This window comes from Klenkia sesuvii, assembly GCF_037083825.1.
Classification (GTDB): domain Bacteria; phylum Actinomycetota; class Actinomycetes; order Mycobacteriales; family Geodermatophilaceae; genus Klenkia; species Klenkia sesuvii.
The window spans coordinates 52,953-69,824 of record NZ_JBAPLU010000015.1; the positions used below are offsets into that span (position 1 = coordinate 52,953).

Annotated in this window: 15 protein-coding genes; 9 read left to right on the forward strand and 6 right to left on the reverse strand. The window is 73.1% G+C overall.

The annotated features are described in order from the left end of the window. Positions 1 to 18: 18 nt before the first annotated feature. Genes TEK04_RS14610 through TEK04_RS14620 form a run of 3 tightly spaced genes read left to right on the forward strand, consistent with a single transcriptional unit; the run spans position 19 to position 3,274 of the window. The gene (locus tag TEK04_RS14610; RefSeq protein ID WP_336405081.1) at positions 19 to 375 is read left to right on the forward strand and encodes a DUF485 domain-containing protein; all 357 of its coding nucleotides are present in this window, start codon (positions 19 to 21) and stop codon (positions 373 to 375) included. Then, entirely contained in the window at positions 372 to 1,997 is a 1,626-nt protein-coding gene (locus tag TEK04_RS14615; RefSeq protein ID WP_336405082.1) for a solute symporter family protein, read from the forward strand. Before TEK04_RS14610 ends, TEK04_RS14615 begins: the two co-directional genes overlap by 4 nt. A gap of 29 nt (positions 1,998 to 2,026) precedes the next feature. Continuing rightward, positions 2,027 to 3,274 (forward strand): glutamate mutase L, encoded by a 1,248-nt coding sequence (locus tag TEK04_RS14620; protein WP_336405083.1) that lies wholly within the window; start codon positions 2,027 to 2,029, stop codon positions 3,272 to 3,274. A 120-nt stretch (positions 3,275 to 3,394) separates the two neighbouring features. On the opposite strand, the gene TEK04_RS14625 is transcribed toward TEK04_RS14620, so the two are convergent. From TEK04_RS14625 to TEK04_RS14635, 3 genes are read right to left on the reverse strand one after another with little or no spacing between them, the layout of a single operon-like run. After that, the gene (locus TEK04_RS14625) at positions 3,395 to 4,030 is read right to left on the reverse strand and encodes a pentapeptide repeat-containing protein (protein WP_336405084.1); all 636 of its coding nucleotides are present in this window, start codon (positions 4,028 to 4,030) and stop codon (positions 3,395 to 3,397) included. 55 nt (positions 4,031 to 4,085) lie between these two features. After that, on the reverse strand, positions 4,086 to 5,516 hold the full coding sequence (locus TEK04_RS14630) for a PH domain-containing protein (RefSeq protein WP_336405085.1): 1,431 nt from the start codon (positions 5,514 to 5,516) through the stop codon (positions 4,086 to 4,088). 1 nt (position 5,517) lies between these two features. Then, positions 5,518 to 6,018: a PH domain-containing protein gene (locus TEK04_RS14635; protein ID WP_432277346.1), complete on the reverse strand. Its 501-nt coding sequence runs from the start codon at positions 6,016 to 6,018 to the stop codon at positions 5,518 to 5,520. A 33-nt stretch (positions 6,019 to 6,051) separates the two neighbouring features. Between TEK04_RS14635 and TEK04_RS14640 the strand changes: the two genes are divergently transcribed. After that, positions 6,052 to 6,381 (forward strand): rhodanese-like domain-containing protein, encoded by a 330-nt coding sequence (locus TEK04_RS14640; RefSeq protein ID WP_336405119.1) that lies wholly within the window; start codon positions 6,052 to 6,054, stop codon positions 6,379 to 6,381. 19 nt (positions 6,382 to 6,400) lie between these two features. On the opposite strand, the gene TEK04_RS14645 is transcribed toward TEK04_RS14640, so the two are convergent. Continuing rightward, complete coding sequence (locus TEK04_RS14645) at positions 6,401 to 8,014, reverse strand: long-chain fatty acid--CoA ligase (protein ID WP_336405087.1); 1,614 nt, start codon at positions 8,012 to 8,014, stop codon at positions 6,401 to 6,403. A 49-nt stretch (positions 8,015 to 8,063) separates the two neighbouring features. After that, on the reverse strand, positions 8,064 to 9,251 hold the full coding sequence (locus TEK04_RS14650; RefSeq protein WP_336405088.1) for a cytochrome P450: 1,188 nt from the start codon (positions 9,249 to 9,251) through the stop codon (positions 8,064 to 8,066). A gap of 50 nt (positions 9,252 to 9,301) precedes the next feature. On the opposite strand from TEK04_RS14650, the gene TEK04_RS14655 reads away from it, so the two are divergent. Then, positions 9,302 to 10,240 carry a DUF5926 family protein gene (locus tag TEK04_RS14655; protein ID WP_336405089.1) on the forward strand — a complete coding sequence of 313 codons (939 nt, stop codon included), beginning with the start codon at positions 9,302 to 9,304 and terminating at the stop codon, positions 10,238 to 10,240. Here the strand turns inward: TEK04_RS14655 and TEK04_RS14660 are convergent. After that, on the reverse strand, positions 10,227 to 11,306 hold the full coding sequence (locus tag TEK04_RS14660; RefSeq protein WP_336405090.1) for a GGDEF domain-containing protein: 1,080 nt from the start codon (positions 11,304 to 11,306) through the stop codon (positions 10,227 to 10,229). The genes TEK04_RS14655 and TEK04_RS14660 overlap by 14 nt on opposite strands. Positions 11,307 to 11,677: 371 nt before the next feature. Between TEK04_RS14660 and chvE the strand changes: the two genes are divergently transcribed. From chvE to TEK04_RS14680, 4 genes are all read left to right on the forward strand, one after another. Beyond that, positions 11,678 to 12,832, forward strand: a complete 1,155-nt coding sequence (gene chvE / locus TEK04_RS14665) for a multiple monosaccharide ABC transporter substrate-binding protein (protein ID WP_336405091.1) — start codon at positions 11,678 to 11,680, stop codon at positions 12,830 to 12,832. A 121-nt stretch (positions 12,833 to 12,953) separates the two neighbouring features. Beyond that, positions 12,954 to 14,492 (forward strand): multiple monosaccharide ABC transporter ATP-binding protein, encoded by a 1,539-nt coding sequence (mmsA, locus tag TEK04_RS14670; protein WP_336405092.1) that lies wholly within the window; start codon positions 12,954 to 12,956, stop codon positions 14,490 to 14,492. Continuing rightward, the gene (gene mmsB / locus TEK04_RS14675; protein ID WP_336405093.1) at positions 14,489 to 15,754 is read left to right on the forward strand and encodes a multiple monosaccharide ABC transporter permease; all 1,266 of its coding nucleotides are present in this window, start codon (positions 14,489 to 14,491) and stop codon (positions 15,752 to 15,754) included. Before mmsA ends, mmsB begins: the two co-directional genes overlap by 4 nt. Positions 15,755 to 15,779: 25 nt before the next feature. Then, positions 15,780 to 16,817, forward strand: a complete 1,038-nt coding sequence (locus tag TEK04_RS14680; RefSeq protein ID WP_336405094.1) for a LacI family DNA-binding transcriptional regulator — start codon at positions 15,780 to 15,782, stop codon at positions 16,815 to 16,817. Positions 16,818 to 16,872 lie beyond the last annotated feature (55 nt).

Sequence of the window (16,872 nt, forward strand, 5' to 3'; positions counted from 1 at the left end):
ACAGTGAGGTGCCTGACCGTGACCGACCCCGAACGCCGGCTGCTCACCCCCGAGGAGTACCGGCAGGCCCAGGACTCCCCGGAGTTCACCGAGCTCAGGCGCCGCTTCCGGCGCTTCGCCGTCCCCATGACCGTGGCCTTCCTGGCCTGGTACCTGCTCTACGTGCTGCTCTCCACCTACGCCGTCGACCTGATGAGCACCCGCGTGTTCGGCGACGTCAACCTCGGCGTGCTGCTCGGGCTGGGCCAGTTCGTCACCACGTTCCTCATCACGCAGCTCTACGTCGCCTACTCGGCGCGCAACACCGACCCCATCGCCGACGAGATGCGCGGCCGCCTCGAGGCCCACGAGTACCGCACGGAGGGCCAGCAGTGACCATCGGCAACCCCGCCGTCAACATCTCCATCTTCGGCGTCTTCGTCCTCATCACGCTGGTCATCACGTTCCGCGCCAGCCGCAACAACAAGAGCGCCGCCGACTACTACGCCGCCGGCCGCAACATCTCCGGCACCCAGAACGGCCTGGCCATCGCCGGGGACTACCTGTCGGCCGCGTCGTTCCTGGGCATCGCCGGCGCCATCGCCGTCTACGGCTACGACGGCTTCCTCTACTCGATCGGGTTCCTGGTCGCCTGGCTGGTCGCGCTGCTGCTGGTGGCCGAGCTGCTGCGCAACACCGCCCGGTTCACCATGGCCGACGTCCTGGCCTTCCGCATGCGGCAGGGCCCGGTGCGCACGGCGGCGGCGCTGTCCACCCTGGCGGTCTCGCTGTTCTACCTGCTGGCCCAGATGGCCGGTGCCGGTGGGCTGGTCACCCTCCTGCTGGGCATCGAGGGCGCCGGGGCGCAGGCGGCCACGGTCGTCGTCGTCGGGGCGCTGATGATCTTCTACGTGCTGGTCGGCGGCATGCGCGGCACCACCTACGTGCAGCTGATCAAGGCGACCCTGCTCATCGCCGGGGCCCTGGTCATGACCGTCTGGGTGCTCGGGAAGTACGGGTTCAACCTGTCCTCGCTGCTGGGCGGTGCGGCCGACACCGCGGCGCAGCAGAGCACCGCCCGCGACGTGCTCTCGCCGATGGGCCAGTACGGCGCCACCGGCACCTCCAAGCTCGACTTCGTCTCCCTCGGCCTGGCGCTCGTGCTCGGGACGGCGGGCCTCCCGCACGTGCTCATGCGCTTCTACACGGTGCCCACCGCCAAGGACGCCCGGAAGTCCGTCGTCTGGGCGATCTGGCTGATCGGCTTCTTCTACCTGTTCAGCCTGGTCATCGGCTACGGCGCCGGCGCCCTCGTCGGGGCCGACCGCATCCTGGCCGCCCCGGGGGCGGTGAACTCCGCGGCACCGCTGCTGGCCTTCGAGCTCGGCGGCACCGTGCTGCTGGGCATCATCGCCGGCGTCGCCTTCGCCACCATCCTCGCGGTGGTCGCCGGGCTCACCATCACCGCGTCGGCGTCCTTCGCGCACGACATCTACAACTCGGTGATCAAGAAGGGGTCGGCCACGGGCACCCAGGAGGTGCGGGTCGCCCGCACCACCTCCTGCGTCATCGGCGCGGTGGCCATCGGGCTGGGCATCCTGGCCCTGCAGGCCGGACTGAACATCGCCTTCCTGGTGGCGCTGGCGTTCGCCGTGGCCGCCTCGGCGAACCTGCCCACGATCCTCTACACGCTGTTCTGGAAGCGTTTCACCACCCAGGGTGCGCTGTGGTCGATCTACGGCGGGCTCATCTCCTGCCTGGTGCTCATCGTGTTCTCCCCGGTGGTCTCCGGGGCGCCGGTGAACGCGACCACAGGCAAGTCCACGTCGCTCATCCAGGACGTCGACTTCTCCTGGTTCCCGCTCAACAACCCGGGTCTGGTCTCGATCCCGCTGGCCTTCTTCCTGGGCTGGCTGGGCACGGTGCTCGACCGCACGAAGGCCGACGCCGCCAAGTACGCCGAGCTGGAGGTCCGCTCGCTGACCGGCATCGGCGCGGAGAAGGCCGTCCAGCACTAGGGGCGGGCACGGCTGGCTACCGTGCCGGGGTGGACCTGGTCGCCTGCGTGGACATCGGCTCGACGTTCACGAAGGCGGCCCTGGTCTCGGTGCCCGCAGGCGAGCTGCTGGCCACCGCGCAGGCGCCCACCACCCTCGACGACGTCGTCCGCGGGGTGCTCGAGGCGACCGCCGGGTTCGGCGACGACGTCCCGGTACTGGCCTGCTCCTCGGCCGGCGGCGGGCTGCGGCTGGCCGTCGTCGGCTACGAGCAGCTGATCAGCGCCGAGGCCGGGCACCGCGCCGCGCTGTCGGCCGGCGCGCGGGTGGTGCACGTGGCGGCCGGGCGACTGGACGCGGCCGGGCTGGCTGCGCTGGCCGGTGCCCGGCCCGACGTCGTCCTGCTGGTCGGCGGTACCGACGGGGGCGACGCCGCGGTGCTGCGGCACAACGCCGCCGCGCTGGCGGGGTGGGACCGGTCCGTCCCGGTCGTGCTCGCCGGCAACGCCCAGGTCGCCGACGAGGTCGCCGGCGTGCTGCGGGACGGCGGCCTGCCGGTCACCGCCTGCGCCAACGTGCTGCCCGACATCGGCGAGCTGGCCCCCGAGCCCGCCCGTGCGGCGATCCGGGCGGTGTTCCTCGAGCACGTGATCGGCGGCGACACGCTCTCCACCGACCCCCGGCTGCGGCAGTGGGTGCGCGCGGTCACCCCCGACGCGGTGCTCGACGGGGTCGTCGTGCTGGCCGGGTTGCGGGCCGCGGGCGACGTCCCCGGGGTGGTCGTGCTCGACGTGGGCGGGGCGACCACCGACGTCTACTGCGTCCCCGACCTCGACGCCGAGCAGGCCGCGCTGCGCCGGGAGGCGGTCGGCGTCCCCGCGCACCGGCGCACCGTCGAGGGCGACCTGGGGGTCCACCACGCGGTCGAGGACCTGCGGGCCGCCGCGGCCGCGGAGAACCTGCCCCCGCTCGCCGACGACCCGCTGGCCCCCGGCGAGGCCGCGGCCACCGTGGCGCTGCGCCGGCACCTGCGCGCCGAGGCGGCCTACGGCCCGGGTGGCTCGTCGGCCCGCGGAGTGGGTCTCGTGGTGCTGTCCGGCGGGGTGTTCCGGCACGCCGCAGCGGCCGACCGCGACGCCGTGGTGGCCCGGCTGGCCGGCGACCGTGGCGGGGCCGGCGGGGTGCTCACCGGCGCCGAGGTCGTGGTGGACGCCGCCTACGTGCTCGCCGCGGTGGGCCTGCTCGCCCGCGACCACCCCGACGCCGCCTGCGCCCTCGCCGCCACCCTGCTGCCCTGACGCCCGTCGGCTCTGGCATGGATCAGCCCGGCTGATCGAACTCCGTCCTGGCTCACCGACGCCGGTGAGCCAGGACGGCCGCTCGTGCACCCAGCTGATCCACGCCGGGGGGCCGCGGGGTCAGCGGGCGACGCGGATGCCCAGCTCGGCGGCCAGCGCCCCCGCCCAGCCGGCCAGCTGGGCCGCGCTGATCGTCGCCCCGCGCAGGCCGGTCACGCCGTCGAGGTCGGGCAGGCCGGCGCCGGTCAGGTCGACGTCACGGCAGCGGGCACCGCTCACGTGCAGCGTGCCCACCTCGCCGCCGGTCACGGTCACCCGGCGCAGGTCGGCGCCGCCGAGGTCGAGCTCGCCCAGGACGCAGTCGACCAGCTCGACCTCCACCAGCGTCGCCCCCCGGAGGTTGACGTAGTCGGCCCGCACCCCGGTCAGGGTGACCCGGGTCCAGCTCGCTCCGTGCGCGGTGAGCGCCCCGTAGCGACCGCCCTCGACGACCGCGTCGAGCCACGTGCCGTCGTGCGCGACCAGCTCGGTGGCCCGGCAGCGCAGCAGGCCCGTCGTCGACAGCCGCGCCCGGGAGAGCGCCAGGCCGTCCAGCGCGCAGTCCTCGAGCAGGCACTCCAGCAGCTGGGCGGCCCCGGCGTCCCCGGTCAGCTCCAGCTCGGCGAACCGCAGGCCGTCCGCCGTCCCGCCGGCGAGGTCGTGCGGGCCGGCGTCGGTCAGCGGGGGCAGGGGTGCGAGCAGCGCGGCGACGTCCACCCGCCCACCCTCGCAGCCGGGTCAGGGTGCCAGCCGGGTCAGGGTGCCAGCCGGGTCAGGGGGCCAGGGTCTCGGCCCACCGTCCGGAGGCGGCCACCGCGAACGGGACGGCGTCCTCGGCCGCCACGTCGAGGGCCTGGTAGCCGCCCGCCCCCGCCCCGACCGCGGCCAGCACCGTCGCGAGGCCCTGGCGGCGCTGGACGAACGTCTGCTGCACCTGCCAGCCGACCACGGCCCGGCGCTGCAGCACCGCCTGCTCGCGCACCAGCCACCCCGACCGCACCGAGAACGTGCGGGCGCCGGCGACGTGCCCGAGCGCGGCGTAGCGGCCCAGCCCCAGCGGCACGCCGAGCGCGGTCAGCACCGCGCCGGTCAGCAGCACCCACCACAGCCCGAGGCCCGCGGTGAGCACCACCCCGACCACCAGGACGACGCCCCCGGGTGCCACCGCCCGCACCAACCGGCGCCGCCGGGCCGCCGGGGGGTGGGCGCGCAGCGGACCGGGGTCCTCGACCAACCGTCGAGTGACCGCCCAGGCCTCGGCGCGCGGCCCCAGCGGCAGCAGCTGGCCGCGCCGCGCGGCGTCGCCCAGGCCGGTGACCAGCGCCGTCGCCCGGGCCGCGCGGACCCACCGCATGCCCAGGCCCTCGGACACGGTGCACCCGCGGATCCGGTCGACCTCCAGCTCCGTGTGCCGCCGGGTGAGCAACCCGCGGACGGCGACCAGCGACCCGCCGCGCCGCACCAGCCGGAACCGCCAGTTGACCAGCGCGCTGCCCACGATCGACCCGACCACCAGCAGCACGGCCACCGCGAGCAGCACCAGCCCGACGACGGCGGTGTCGGTCAGGTCGGGCCGGTCCAGGTCGGGGCGCCATCGCCGGGGCAGCTCGTCGACCAGCCGGAACAGGGCGCCGACGGCGGCCAGCGGCACGGCCAGGTAGCTGCCGACCAGCGGGGCGTAGAGCAACCACCGGTCGTCGAGCCGGGCGAACTCCTCCTCCGGCGGGTCGGCCGCGAAGGCCTCGGCGGGCACGTCGGGGGCTCGCCGGGCGAGCAGGTGCGTGCGCAGCCGGTCGGCCTCTGCCGGCGGCAGGCCGTCGACGACCAGCTCCTCCTCGTCGGCCTGCACCGCCCCGGCCGCGGCGTCGATGCGCACCCGCACCAGCCCGAGCGCGCGGTGCAGCAGCGGTGCCTCGACCTCCACCCCGCGCACCCGGTCCAGCGGCACGGTGCGCACCGAGCGGGACAGCAGTCCCCGGGTCACCACCACCGCGGCCTCGCCGGGGGAGTAGCGGAACCGCCACCAGACCAGGACGGCGCTGACCAGCGAGACCGCCGTGACCGCTCCGACGAGCGCGACCACCGCCCACGGGCCGTCGCTCAACCCGCGCACGGCCCCGATGGCCAGCACCACCGGCACCCATTGCCGGGCCTGCTTGAACGTGATCGTGTGCACCAGCACGATCCGCCAGGAGGTGCGCACGTCAGGTCGCCTCGTCCCGCACCAGCTCGGCCCGCCGGGCCAGGTCGTCGGCCACCCGGGCGGCGACCTCGGCGTCCAGGTGGGGGATGCGCACGGTGCCCTGCGACGACGCGGTCAGCACCGCGACGCTGGCCAGCCCGAACAGCTGCTGCACGGCGCCGCGGGTGACGTCGACGGTCTGGATGCGCGAGACCGGCACCAGGGTCCAGGTGCGCGACAGCCAGCCGGTGAGGGTGTAGACGGCGTCGGCGGTGACCTCCCAGCGGTGCACCCGGTGGCGCAGTCGCGGCCGTACCCCGATGGCCACCACGCCCTCGACCACGACCAGCACCGCCAGCAGCACGGTGACCCACGTGGGCAGGGGCAGGACCACCGAGGCGCCGACCACGAGGGCAGCCAGCACCAGCGTGCCGAGGACCCCCTCGACGGTCCACAACCCGATCGCGTTGCGGGACGGCGACCACGCGGGGGTGCGGGCGGGTTCGGGGTGCACGGGCCCCATCCTCCCGGGTAGGCCACCATGGGGTGCGTGACGATGCCGCAGCAGGTCCCCACCGTGCCCGCCGCCGACGTGCCCGAGGGTGCCGTCGTGCTCGACGTCCGCGAGGACGACGAGTGGGTGGCCGGCCACGTCGAGGGCGCCACCCACATCCCGATGGGCGAGGTGCCGGCCCGGCTCGACGACCTCCCCGAGGGCGACCCGCTCTACGTGACCTGCCGCGGCGGCGGCCGCTCGGCCCGCGTCGCCGCCTGGTTGAACGCCAACGGCTACGACGCGGTCAACGTCGGCGGCGGCATGGGCGAGTGGCAGGCCGCCGGCCGCCCGATGGTCAGCGAGACCGGCAACCCGCCCACCGTCGTCTGACGGCGGGCGGGCGGCCGCCTCAGGACCGCTGGTAGTCGGCGAAGCGGGTGCGCAGGTCCTTCTTGGAGAACTTGCCGACGCTGGTCTTGGGCACCTCGTCGATGAACTCGACCGCCTCGGGCAGCCACCACTTGGCCACCATCGGGGTGATGTGGGAGATCACCTCGTCGGCGGTGAGCTGCTCGCCCTCGGCCACCACGACGCAGGCGAGCGGCCGCTCGTCCCACTTCGGGTCGGGGATGCCGATGACCGCGGCCTCCTTGACCTTGGGGTGGCTCATGATCGCGTTCTCCAGGTCGACCGAGCTGATCCACTCACCGCCGGACTTGATGAGGTCCTTGGTGCGGTCGGCGATCCGCACCGAGCCGTGCGGGTCGATCGCGGCGACGTCGCCGGTCTTCATCCAGCCGTCGGGGGTGGCGAGCTCGACGCCGGCGTCGGGGTTGTAGTAGTCGAGCGCGGTGGTCGAGCCGCGCACCTGCAGCTCACCGGTGGCGACGTCGTCCCAGGGCAGTTCGTCGGTCGTGCCGGCCTCGACGATGCGCACCTCGACCCCCATGAACGGGACGCCGGCGCGGGCGCGGGAGCTGGCCTGGTCGTCGTCCGAGCCGTCGAACAGGCGGCGGGGCAGCCGGGCCGAGGTGGCCACCGGGTGGGTCTCGGTCATGCCCCAGGCCTGCAGGATCGGCAGCCCGACCTGCTCGCGGTAGGCCTCGCTCAGGGCCTTGGGGACGGCGGAGCCGCCGCAGCCGATGTCGCGCAGCCGGTGCTCGCGGCCGGCCAGCTCGGGCAGCACGCCCTGCCAGATGGTGGGCACGCCGGCGGTGAAGGTGACGCCCTCGTCGACGATCAGGTCGGCCAGCGCCTTGGGCTGCATCATCGGGCCGGGGAAGACCATCGACGCGCCGACCGACGGGCCGGCCTGGGCCAGGCCCCACGCGTTGGCGTGGAACATCGGCACGACCGGCATGACGACGTCGGTCTCGCCCATGCCGAACACGTTGGGCTGCACCACGGCCATGGTGTGCAGCACGGTCGAGCGGTGGCTGTAGAGCACGCCCTTGGGGTTGCCGGTGGTGCCCGACGTGTAGCACATGGAGGCGGCGAGGTTCTCGTCCTCGACCCGGAAGTCGACGGGCTCGGCGGCGGCCAGCAGCTCCTCGTAGTCGCTGATGCGCGGGTCGTCGGGGATCGGGTTGTCGCCCCCGTCGTCCATCACGACGACGTGCCGCACGGTGGTCATCGTGTCGATCAGCGGCCACAGCAGCGGGAGCACGGTGCGGTCGACGAAGACCGCCTCGTCCTCGGCGTGGTTGGCGATGTAGGTCAGCTGCTCGGGGAACAACCGGATGTTGAGCGTGTGCAGCACGCGCCCGGTGCTCGGGACGGCGAAGTACAGCTCGAGGTGGCGGGCGGAGTTCCACGCGAAGGTGCCCACCCGGCCGTCGGCGGAGATGCCGAGGGTGTCCAGGACCCCGCCCAGCTTGCGGGTGCGCACGGCCCACTCGGCGTAGGTGGTGCGCACCGGGCCGGTCGGCGAGTTGGTCACGATCGTCTTGTCGCCGTGGTGTCGCTCCACGTAGCGGAAGATCGAGTCGATCGTCAGGGGCGTCTGCTGCATGAGGCCGCGCATGGCGGCATCAAACCAGTGAGCGGTGACACCTTCTACCGATGGGTGACGATCACCGCAACGTCAGGGGCAGCTCGGCCAGGCCGCGGATGACGAACTCGGGACGACGACGCGCCTCACCGGCCAGCTCGAGCACCGACGTGCGGGCCAGCAGCGCGCCGAAGGAGGCCTGCAGCTCGACCCGGGCCAGCGGCGCACCGATGCAGAAGTGCACCCCGGCGCCGAAGGAGATGTGCGGGTTGTCGGTGCGGCCGACGTCGAGGGTGTCGGGGGCCTCGAACACCGCGGGGTCGTGGTTGCCGGCGCCCAGCAGTGCGGCGACCTTCTGCCCCTGCTCGACGGTCACCCCGCCCAGCTCGACGTCGGCGGTGGCGGTGCGCTCGAACAGCTGCAGCGGGGAGTCGAAGCGCATGAGCTCCTCGATCGCGGTCGGCAGCAGCGACGGGTCGGCGCGCAGCCGGGCCAGCTGGTCGGGGCGCTGCAGCAGTGCCAGCAGGCCGTTGCCGGTGACGTTGACGGTGGCCTCGTGGCCGGCGTTGAGCAGCAGGATGCAGGTGGTGACCAGCTCGTCCTCGGTGAGCCGGTCGCCGTCTGCGTCCCGCGCGGTGACCAGGTGGGTGAGCAGGTCCTCGCCGGGTGCCTGCCGGCGCTGCGCGGCCAGGTCGCGCAGGTAGCCGACGAACTCCGCGGCCGCGGTCTCGGCGGCGTCCTCGGTCTCCGTCGTACGGCCGTACTCGTACATCTTCACGATCGCGTTGGACCACGGCCGCAGCAGCGGCCGGTCGGCCTGCGGCACGCCCAGCAGCTCGGCGATCACCTCGACCGGCAGCTGCTCGGCCATCCCGGTGAACAGGTCGACCGGCTGGCCGGCGGTCGAGCGCTCGACCATGCCGTCGACCAGCTCACCGGCCAGTTGCTCGACCCACGGGCGCAGCCGCTCGACGTGCCCGCGCGCGAAGGCGGCGCTGATCAGCCGACGGAGCCGGGTGTGGTCCGGTGGCTCCATCTCCAGGATCGCGTTGCGGTGGATGAGGTTGAACTGCCCGAACCGCTCGGCCGGGGCGCGGTCGGTCCAGATCCGGCCCAGCGCCCGGGTGCGCAGCACCGCGTTGGCCTCGGCGTGCCCGTACGCCAGCCACATGCCCAGGCCCTCGTCCCACTGCACCGGCGCCTGGGCGCGGGCCGCGGCGAAGGCGGGGTAGGGGTTCTCGACGACGGCGGGGTCGGTCAGGTCCAGCACCGGGAGAGTGTGCACCGTGGCCCGCCGGGCGCCCGCATAGTCTCGGACGCATGGCCCGCACGCAGACCAAGCGCCGTCCCGCACCTCCCGCCGCCGCGGCGGGCGAGCAGAACCCCAAGGCGCCGTGCGCCTGCGGTTCGGGGCGCAAGTACAAGCACTGCCACGGCTCGGCGTACGCGCCGGTGGTCACCCGACCCTTCGAGGGCCTGCCCGGCGAGACCCACTGGGTGGCCCTGCGCGAACTCGTCCCGGCGGCCACCGCCACCCTGACCACGACCGACGGCCGCACCGCGACGCTGGCCAGCGTGCTGCCCGGCGGTGCCCCGGCGCTGGTGCGGGCGTCGGGGGAGATCCTGCTCGGGGTGCAGCTGGCCACCTCCTCCGACGACGTCAGCCGCGACCTGGGCACTGCCCTGGCCGCCGCGCTCGAGGCCCCGGCCGGCGCGCCCGTCGACCCGGGCCCCATCGGCGCCGAGGGCTCGGCCGGACCGCGCCTGCAGGACCTGCTGGACCCGGCCGCCGACCTCGAGGTCACGGTGCACGACGACTTCGGCTTCTGGCTCGAGGGCACCGGCGCCGGCCCGGCCGCGATGGCGGGGCTCGAGCAGGCCAACGAGGCGATCATCCCGACCGTGCGGCTCGAGGGCCTCGGCGCGGCCTACTGGTGCCGCCCGGCCACCGACCGGGCGCACGTGCGCTGGGTGCGCCCCGAGCCGGAGGAGCAGCTGCTCGACGCGCTGGCCCGGCTGGGGGCGGCCGAGCAGCTGACCCTGGGGGCGGGCACCAAGTACGCCGGCGCCTTCCGCGCGCACGGCCTCGTCGTCCCGGTGTGGGACGTCCCGGCCGACGTGCCCGCGGCCGACTGGACCGGCCCCTCGCGCGAGCTGGACCAGCGGCTCATCGCCGCGCTGGCCGTGACCGACCCGTTGACCGCCGACGAGCGCCGGGCGCGGGCGGGGCTGCTCTCGCGCCAGGTCACCCTGCGCTGACCGCGCGGTCGCGGCCGGCCTCCTTGGCCCGGTAGAGCGCCGCGTCTGCGGCGGTGTAGAGGGTCCGGACGTCGCCCGCGTGGGTGGGTGACTGGGCCACCCCCACGCTCACGGTCAGCGGCAGGCAGTCGCCGCCGGCCAGGGGCAGGGGGTGCGCCCGGACGGCGGCGACCATCTCCTGCGCGCGGCGCTCGGCCACGTCCGGCGGGCAGCCGGTCAGCAGCACGGCCAGCTCGTCGCCGCCCATCCGGCTGACGACCGCGTCGGTGCCGCGCACCGCCTGCCGCAGCACCTCCCCGAGGTGGCGGAGCGCGTCGTCGCCCACCGGGTGGCCGTGGCGGTCGTTGATCGTCTTGAACAGGTCGACGTCGACCAGCACCAGCGCGGTGCCGTGGCGCTGGCCGCCGCCGACGGCGCCGGCCAGCGCTGCGTCCAGCACGTGCCGGGTCACCAGGCCGGTCAGCGGGTCGACCGTGGCCTGCTCGCGCAGCCGGTGCACCAGCCGCTCGTGCCGGTTCCCGGCGGCGGTCAGCAGCGCGGTGGCCATGGCGAGGGTGGCGGCCACGAAGGCGGCGTCGGGGATGGCGCGTTCCCATGCCTCCAGGTGGAGCACCAGCGCGGTGTTCGAGCACGCCGAGAAGGCAGCGGTGCACCACGCGCCGACCGGCCGCAGCTGGGAGGCCGCCCACAGCGTGGGCAGGACGGCGAACACCTGCGCGGCCGCCGACGTGTCGCTGGTCAGCCAGTTCAACCCGAACAGCACGACCGCGCCGCCGAGGGGGAGCAGGGCGAGCAGGCCGTGCTCGTCGGGGCTGCGCGGGTCGGTGCGGGCCAGGAGCCCGCTGACGACCAGCAGCAGCGCCGCCGCGAGCCAGGACCCGACGTCGGCGATCAGGGACTGCGTGCCGAACAGGGCGAACGCCACCTGCACCCCGGCGGCCGACACCATCACCCAGATCGCCAGCCGGGCGGCCGAGCGCGGGTCGCGGGCGCCGAACCACCGCTGCCGACGGCGCGCCGGGCGAGGCAGGCCGTCGGGAGCGGTGGCTGTGGGGTGGGTGTTCACGTGTCCTCGGGTCCGGGCGGGTGCTGTCCCTTCGGCGCGTGGGTGTCCCGGGTACACCCGTCCCGCCCTCGTCCGCCCCCTTCGGGTGAGGTGCCGCTGACCCCGGGGACACCCGCCCGGTTCGGCCCGTGATCTCGCCCGCCGGAAGCGAGTCCGCAGGTGGAGCGGGATCGGGACGGCAGAACGGGCGCATCCGGGCCGAAGGGCAGACATGACGAGGTGTCGGCTTCGTTACGAGAACGTGACCGCCGGCTGCCGGGAACGGCTTGACGAGACCCACTTGTTAGCGTTCACAATGTGAGCGCTCGCACAGCTGCGGGCCTGAGCGCCGAGATGTGTCCGGCGGGCAGTCGTCTCGTGAAGGAGTTCCAGTGAGCAGCAAGCTCAGGTTTGGCGCCATCGGCGCGGTGGCCGCGATCGGTCTGACCGCCTGCGGCGGTAGCGGTGCCGGTGGGGGCGGCAACGACACGGCCGGTCAGGACCCCAGTGACCTCAGCATCGGCGTGGCGATGCCGACCGAGACCTCGGAGCGTTGGATCGCCGACGGCGACAACGTCAAGTCGCAGCTCGAGGACGCCGGCTACAGCGTCGAGCTCCAGTTCGCCGGCGACGACATCCCGACCCAGTCCCGCCAGGTCGACCAGATGATCAACGACGGCGTCGACGTCCTCATCATCGCCGCGATCGACGGCACCGCGCTGGCCCCGCAGCTCGAGGCCGCCGCGGAGCAGGGCATCGAGGTCATCTCCTACGACCGCCTCATCCGCGACAGCGAGAACGTCGACTTCTACGTCACGTTCGACAACTTCGAGGTCGGTGTCGCGCAGGCCAACGCCCTGCTCGTGGGCCTCGGCCTGCAGAACGAGGACGGTTCGGCCGGCTCGGCCACCGGTCCGTTCAACGTCGAGCTGTTCGCCGGCTCGCTCGACGACAACAACGCGTTCTTCTTCTTCGACGGCGCGATGTCGGTCCTGCAGCCGCTGATCGACGACGGCACGCTCGTCGTCCCCTCGGGCCAGACCGACATCACGCAGGCCGCCACGCTGCGCTGGCAGCAGGAGACCGCGCAGTCGCGCATGGAGACGCTGCTGACCTCGAACTACGGCGGCGGCACCGTGCTCAACGGCGTGCTCTCGCCCTACGACGGCATCTCGCGCGGCATCATCACCGCCCTGCAGAACGCCGGCTACGGGCCGAACCTCGACAGCACCCCGCAGCCGCTGCCCGTGGTCACCGGCCAGGACGCCGAGATCGCCTCGGTCGCCCTGATCGACCAGGGTGTCCAGAGCTCCACGATCTTCAAGGACACCCGCCTGCTGGCCGAGCAGGCCGTCGCGGCCGCCACGGCGATCCTGAACGACGAGGAGCCCGAGGCCAACGACACCGAGACCTACGACAACGGCGTGAAGGTCGTCCCGTCCTACCTGCTCCCGGTCGAGACGGTCTTCGCCGACGACATCCAGTCGGTGCTCGTGGACTCCGGTTACTACACCGAGTCCGAGGTCCAGTCCGGCCAGGCCGACTGACCCACCCCTGAACCCGGCCGGGTCCGGCAGCGCACGCTGCCGGGCCCGGCCGGCTCCACGGCACCACCCGCACGGCACCACCCGCACGGCACCACTGATCGAGACGAGACGACGGAGTCCCATGGCCGACCACATCCTCGAGATGCGCTCCATCACCAAGACCTTCCCCGGGGTCAAGGCGCTCTCCGACGTGACGCTCTCGGTCGAGCGCGGCGAGGTGCACGCGATCTGCGGGGAGAACGGCGCCGGCAAGTCCACCCTCATGAAGGTGCTGTCCGGGGTCTACCCGGCCGGTGACTACGAGGGCGAGATCCTCTTCGACGGCCAGGTCGTCTCCTTCGGCGGCATCCGGGACTCCGAGCACGCCGGCATCGTGATCATCCACCAGGAGCTCGCCCTGGTGCCCTACCTCTCGATCGCCGAGAACATCTTCCTGGGCAGCGAGAAGCGCGGCCGGTTCGGTCTCATCGACTGGAACCTGGCCAACGCCCAGGCCGCCGACCTGCTGCGGCAGGTCGGGCTGGCCGAGAACCCGACCACGCCGGTCGGCCAGCTCGGCGTCGGCAAGCAGCAGCTGGTCGAGATCGCCAAGGCGCTGTCCAAGGACGTCAAGCTGCTCATCCTCGACGAGCCGACAGCGGCGCTCAACGACACCGACTCGGCACACCTGCTCGGCCTCATTCGAGGCCTGAAGACGCAGGGGATGACCTCGATCATCATCTCGCACAAGCTGAACGAGATCGACGCCATCGCCGACCACACCACGATCATCCGGGACGGCCAGTCGGTCGAGACCCTCGACATGGCCGACGAGTCGGTGACCGTCGACCGGATCATCCGCGGCATGGTCGGCCGCACGCTGGACTCCTACTACCCCGAGCGCGAGTCGCACCCGGGCGAGGAGGTCCTGCGGGTCGAGGACTGGACCGTGCAGCACCCCACCCAGGACCGCCTCGTCGTCGACCACGCCAGCTTCGACGTCCGGGCCGGGGAGGTCGTGGGCATCGCAGGGCTCATGGGCGCCGGGCGCACCGAGCTGGCCATGAGCATCTTCGGCCGCTCCTACGGCACGTACGTCGAGGGCCGCATCTTCCTCCACGGCAAGGAGACCAGGGCGCGCAGCGTCGCCGAGGCCATCGACGCCGGCATCGCCTACGCCACCGAGGACCGCAAGAAGTACGGCCTCAACCTCATCGACGACATCTCGCGCAACGTCTCCGCAGCCGCCCTCGGCAAGCTGTCCAGCCGCGGGTTCGTGGACGCGAACGAGGAGGCGCGCGAGGCCGAGGACGCCCGCCGCTCGATGAACATCAAGGCGCCGACCGTGAAGTCCATCGTCGGCAAGCTCTCCGGTGGCAACCAGCAGAAGGTCGTGCTGAGCAAGTGGCTGCTCACCGACCCCGACGTGCTGATCCTCGACGAGCCCACCCGCGGCATCGACGTCGGCGCCAAGTACGAGATCTACACGATCATCAACAAGCTGGTCGCGGCCGGGAAGGCCGTCGTCGTGATCAGCTCCGAGCTGCCCGAGCTGCTCGGCATCTGCGACCGCGTCTACACCCTCTCGGCCGGCCGGATCACCGGTCAGGTGCCGGTCGCCGACGCCACCCAGGAACGCCTCATGACCCTCATGACCCAGGAGAAGGAGCTCGTCGGATGACGCGCAGCGTCGGCCCCACCTCGGAGCCCCAGGCGGAGGACGCCACCGCCCAGAAGGACGTCGCCCCCGCCGTGGCCAAGGGCACCGGCACCGGTGACGTCCGTGGGCTGTTCACCCGCAACCTGCGGACCAGCGGCATCTACATCGCCTTCGTGGTGATCGTGCTGCTGTTCGCCTTCCTCACCGATGGCCGGCTGCTGTCGCCGGGCAACGTCACCAGCATCGTCCTGCAGTACTCCTACATCCTCATCCTGGCCATCGGCATGGTCATCGTGATCATCGCCGGGCACATCGACCTGTCGGTGGGGTCGGTGGTGGCCATCACCGGGGCGGTGTCCGCCGTCCTCGTGATCAAGCAGGGCATGCCGTGGTGGGTCGGCGTGCTCGCCGCCCTGGTCGTCGGGCTGCTGATCGGTGCGTGGCAGGGCTTCTGGGTCGCCTACGTCGGCATCCCGGCGTTCATCGTCACCCTCGCCGGCATGCTGCTCTTCCGCGGCCTGACCCTGCAGGTGCTGAACAACGTCTCGCTCTCGCCGTTCCCCTCCGAGTACGGCCGCATCGCCTCCGGGTTCAGCAACGGACTGCTGGGCGGGGCCGGTTTCGACCTGTTCACCGTCCTCGTCTTCGCGGCCGCGGTGGTCGCCTACGCCTACGGCCAGTTCCGCACCCGGCTGACCCGGCAGAAGTACAAGCAGTCGGTCGAGTCGTTCCCCCTGTTCATCGCCAAGATCGTCGCGGTCGCACTCGTGGTCATGGCCTTCGCGTGGCAGCTGGCCACCTCGCGCGGCCTGCCCTACGTGCTGGTGATCGTCGCCGTCCTGATCATGGTCTACGGCGTGGTCACCAAGCGGACCGTCTTCGGTCGCCAGGTCTACGCCATCGGCGGCAACCTGGCCGCGGCCACGCTCTCGGGCGTCAAGGTCAAGGCGGTCAACTTCTGGATCTTCGTCAACATGGGCTTCCTCTCCGCGATCGCCGGCATCGTCTACTCCTCGCGGTCCAACGGTGCCCAGCCCAGCGCGGGCCAGATGTTCGAGCTCGACGCCATCGCTGCCGCCTTCATCGGCGGCGCGGCGGTGACCGGTGGCGTCGGCACGGTCGTGGGCGCCATGGTCGGCGGCCTGATCATGGCCGTCATGACCAACGGCATGACGATCATCGGCGTCGACCAGTCGCTCCAGTCGGTGGTCAAGGGCCTGGTGCTGCTGCTGGCCGTCGCCTTCGACGTCTACAACAAGCGGCGGGCCGGCTCCGGCCGCTGAGGCGGGGGCCGGGGAGGAGCCGACGGTGTCGACCGACACGACCGGAGTCGCCCCGGCCCGCCCGCTGGTGATGAGCGACGTCGCCGCCCGGGCGGGGGTGTCGCACCAGACGGTGTCCCGGGTGGTGAACGAGCACCCCAACGTGGCGCCCTCCACCCGCGCCCGTGTGCAGCGGGCCATCGAGGAGCTGGGCTACCGGCCCAACGCCGCGGCGCGAGCACTGGTGACCGGCTCGTCGCGCACCATCGGGCTGGTCACGGTCGACGTCAACCAGTACGGGCCGGCCCAGACGATGATCGGCCTCGAGCAGGCCGCGCGGGCGGCCGGCTACTCCTTGGTGGTCACCATCCTGGACTCGGCCGACACGGCCGCGATCCAGGAGGCCGTCGACCGGTTCGTCGCCCAGGCGGTCGACGCCGTGGTCATGCACATCGCCGACCTGCGGGCCGTCGAGGCCCTCGAGGTGCTCGAACCCCAGGTGCCCGTGGTGGCCGTGCAGATGGGTGGCGAGGGGCTGGGACCCACGGTCACCGTCGGTCAGGAGGCCGGCGCCCGCCTGGCGGTGCGGCACCTGCTCGAGCTGGGGCACACCACGGTGCACCACCTGTCGGGCCCGGTGAACTCGGTGGAGTCGGTGCGCCGGGTGAGCGGGTGGCGGCAGGCGCTGACCGAGGCCGGCGCCCCGCACGGGGACCTGTGGCACGGCGACTGGTGGCCGGCTTCCGGGTACGAGGTCGGACTGCTGCTGGCCGACCGCATCCGGTCCGGCGAGCCGGTGACGGCGGTGTTCGTGGCCAACGACCAGATGGCGCTCGGGTTGATGGTGGCGCTGCGCGAGCGGGGTCTCGCCGTGCCCGGCGACGTCAGCGTCGTCGGCTTCGACGACGTGCCCGAGGCGCCCTACTTCAGCCCGCCGCTCACCACGGTGCGGCAGGACTTCGCCGAGCTGGGTCGGCGGGGGGTGGAGCTCGTGCTGGCCCGGTTGGCCGGCGCCGACGCCTGCCCCGACCTGGTCGAGCCGCAGCTGCTCGTCCGGGCATCCACGGCGCCGCCCCGCGGCTGAGACCGCCGGGGTCCGCTGTGTTCCCAACCACTGTTGTTAGCGCTAACATGTATCG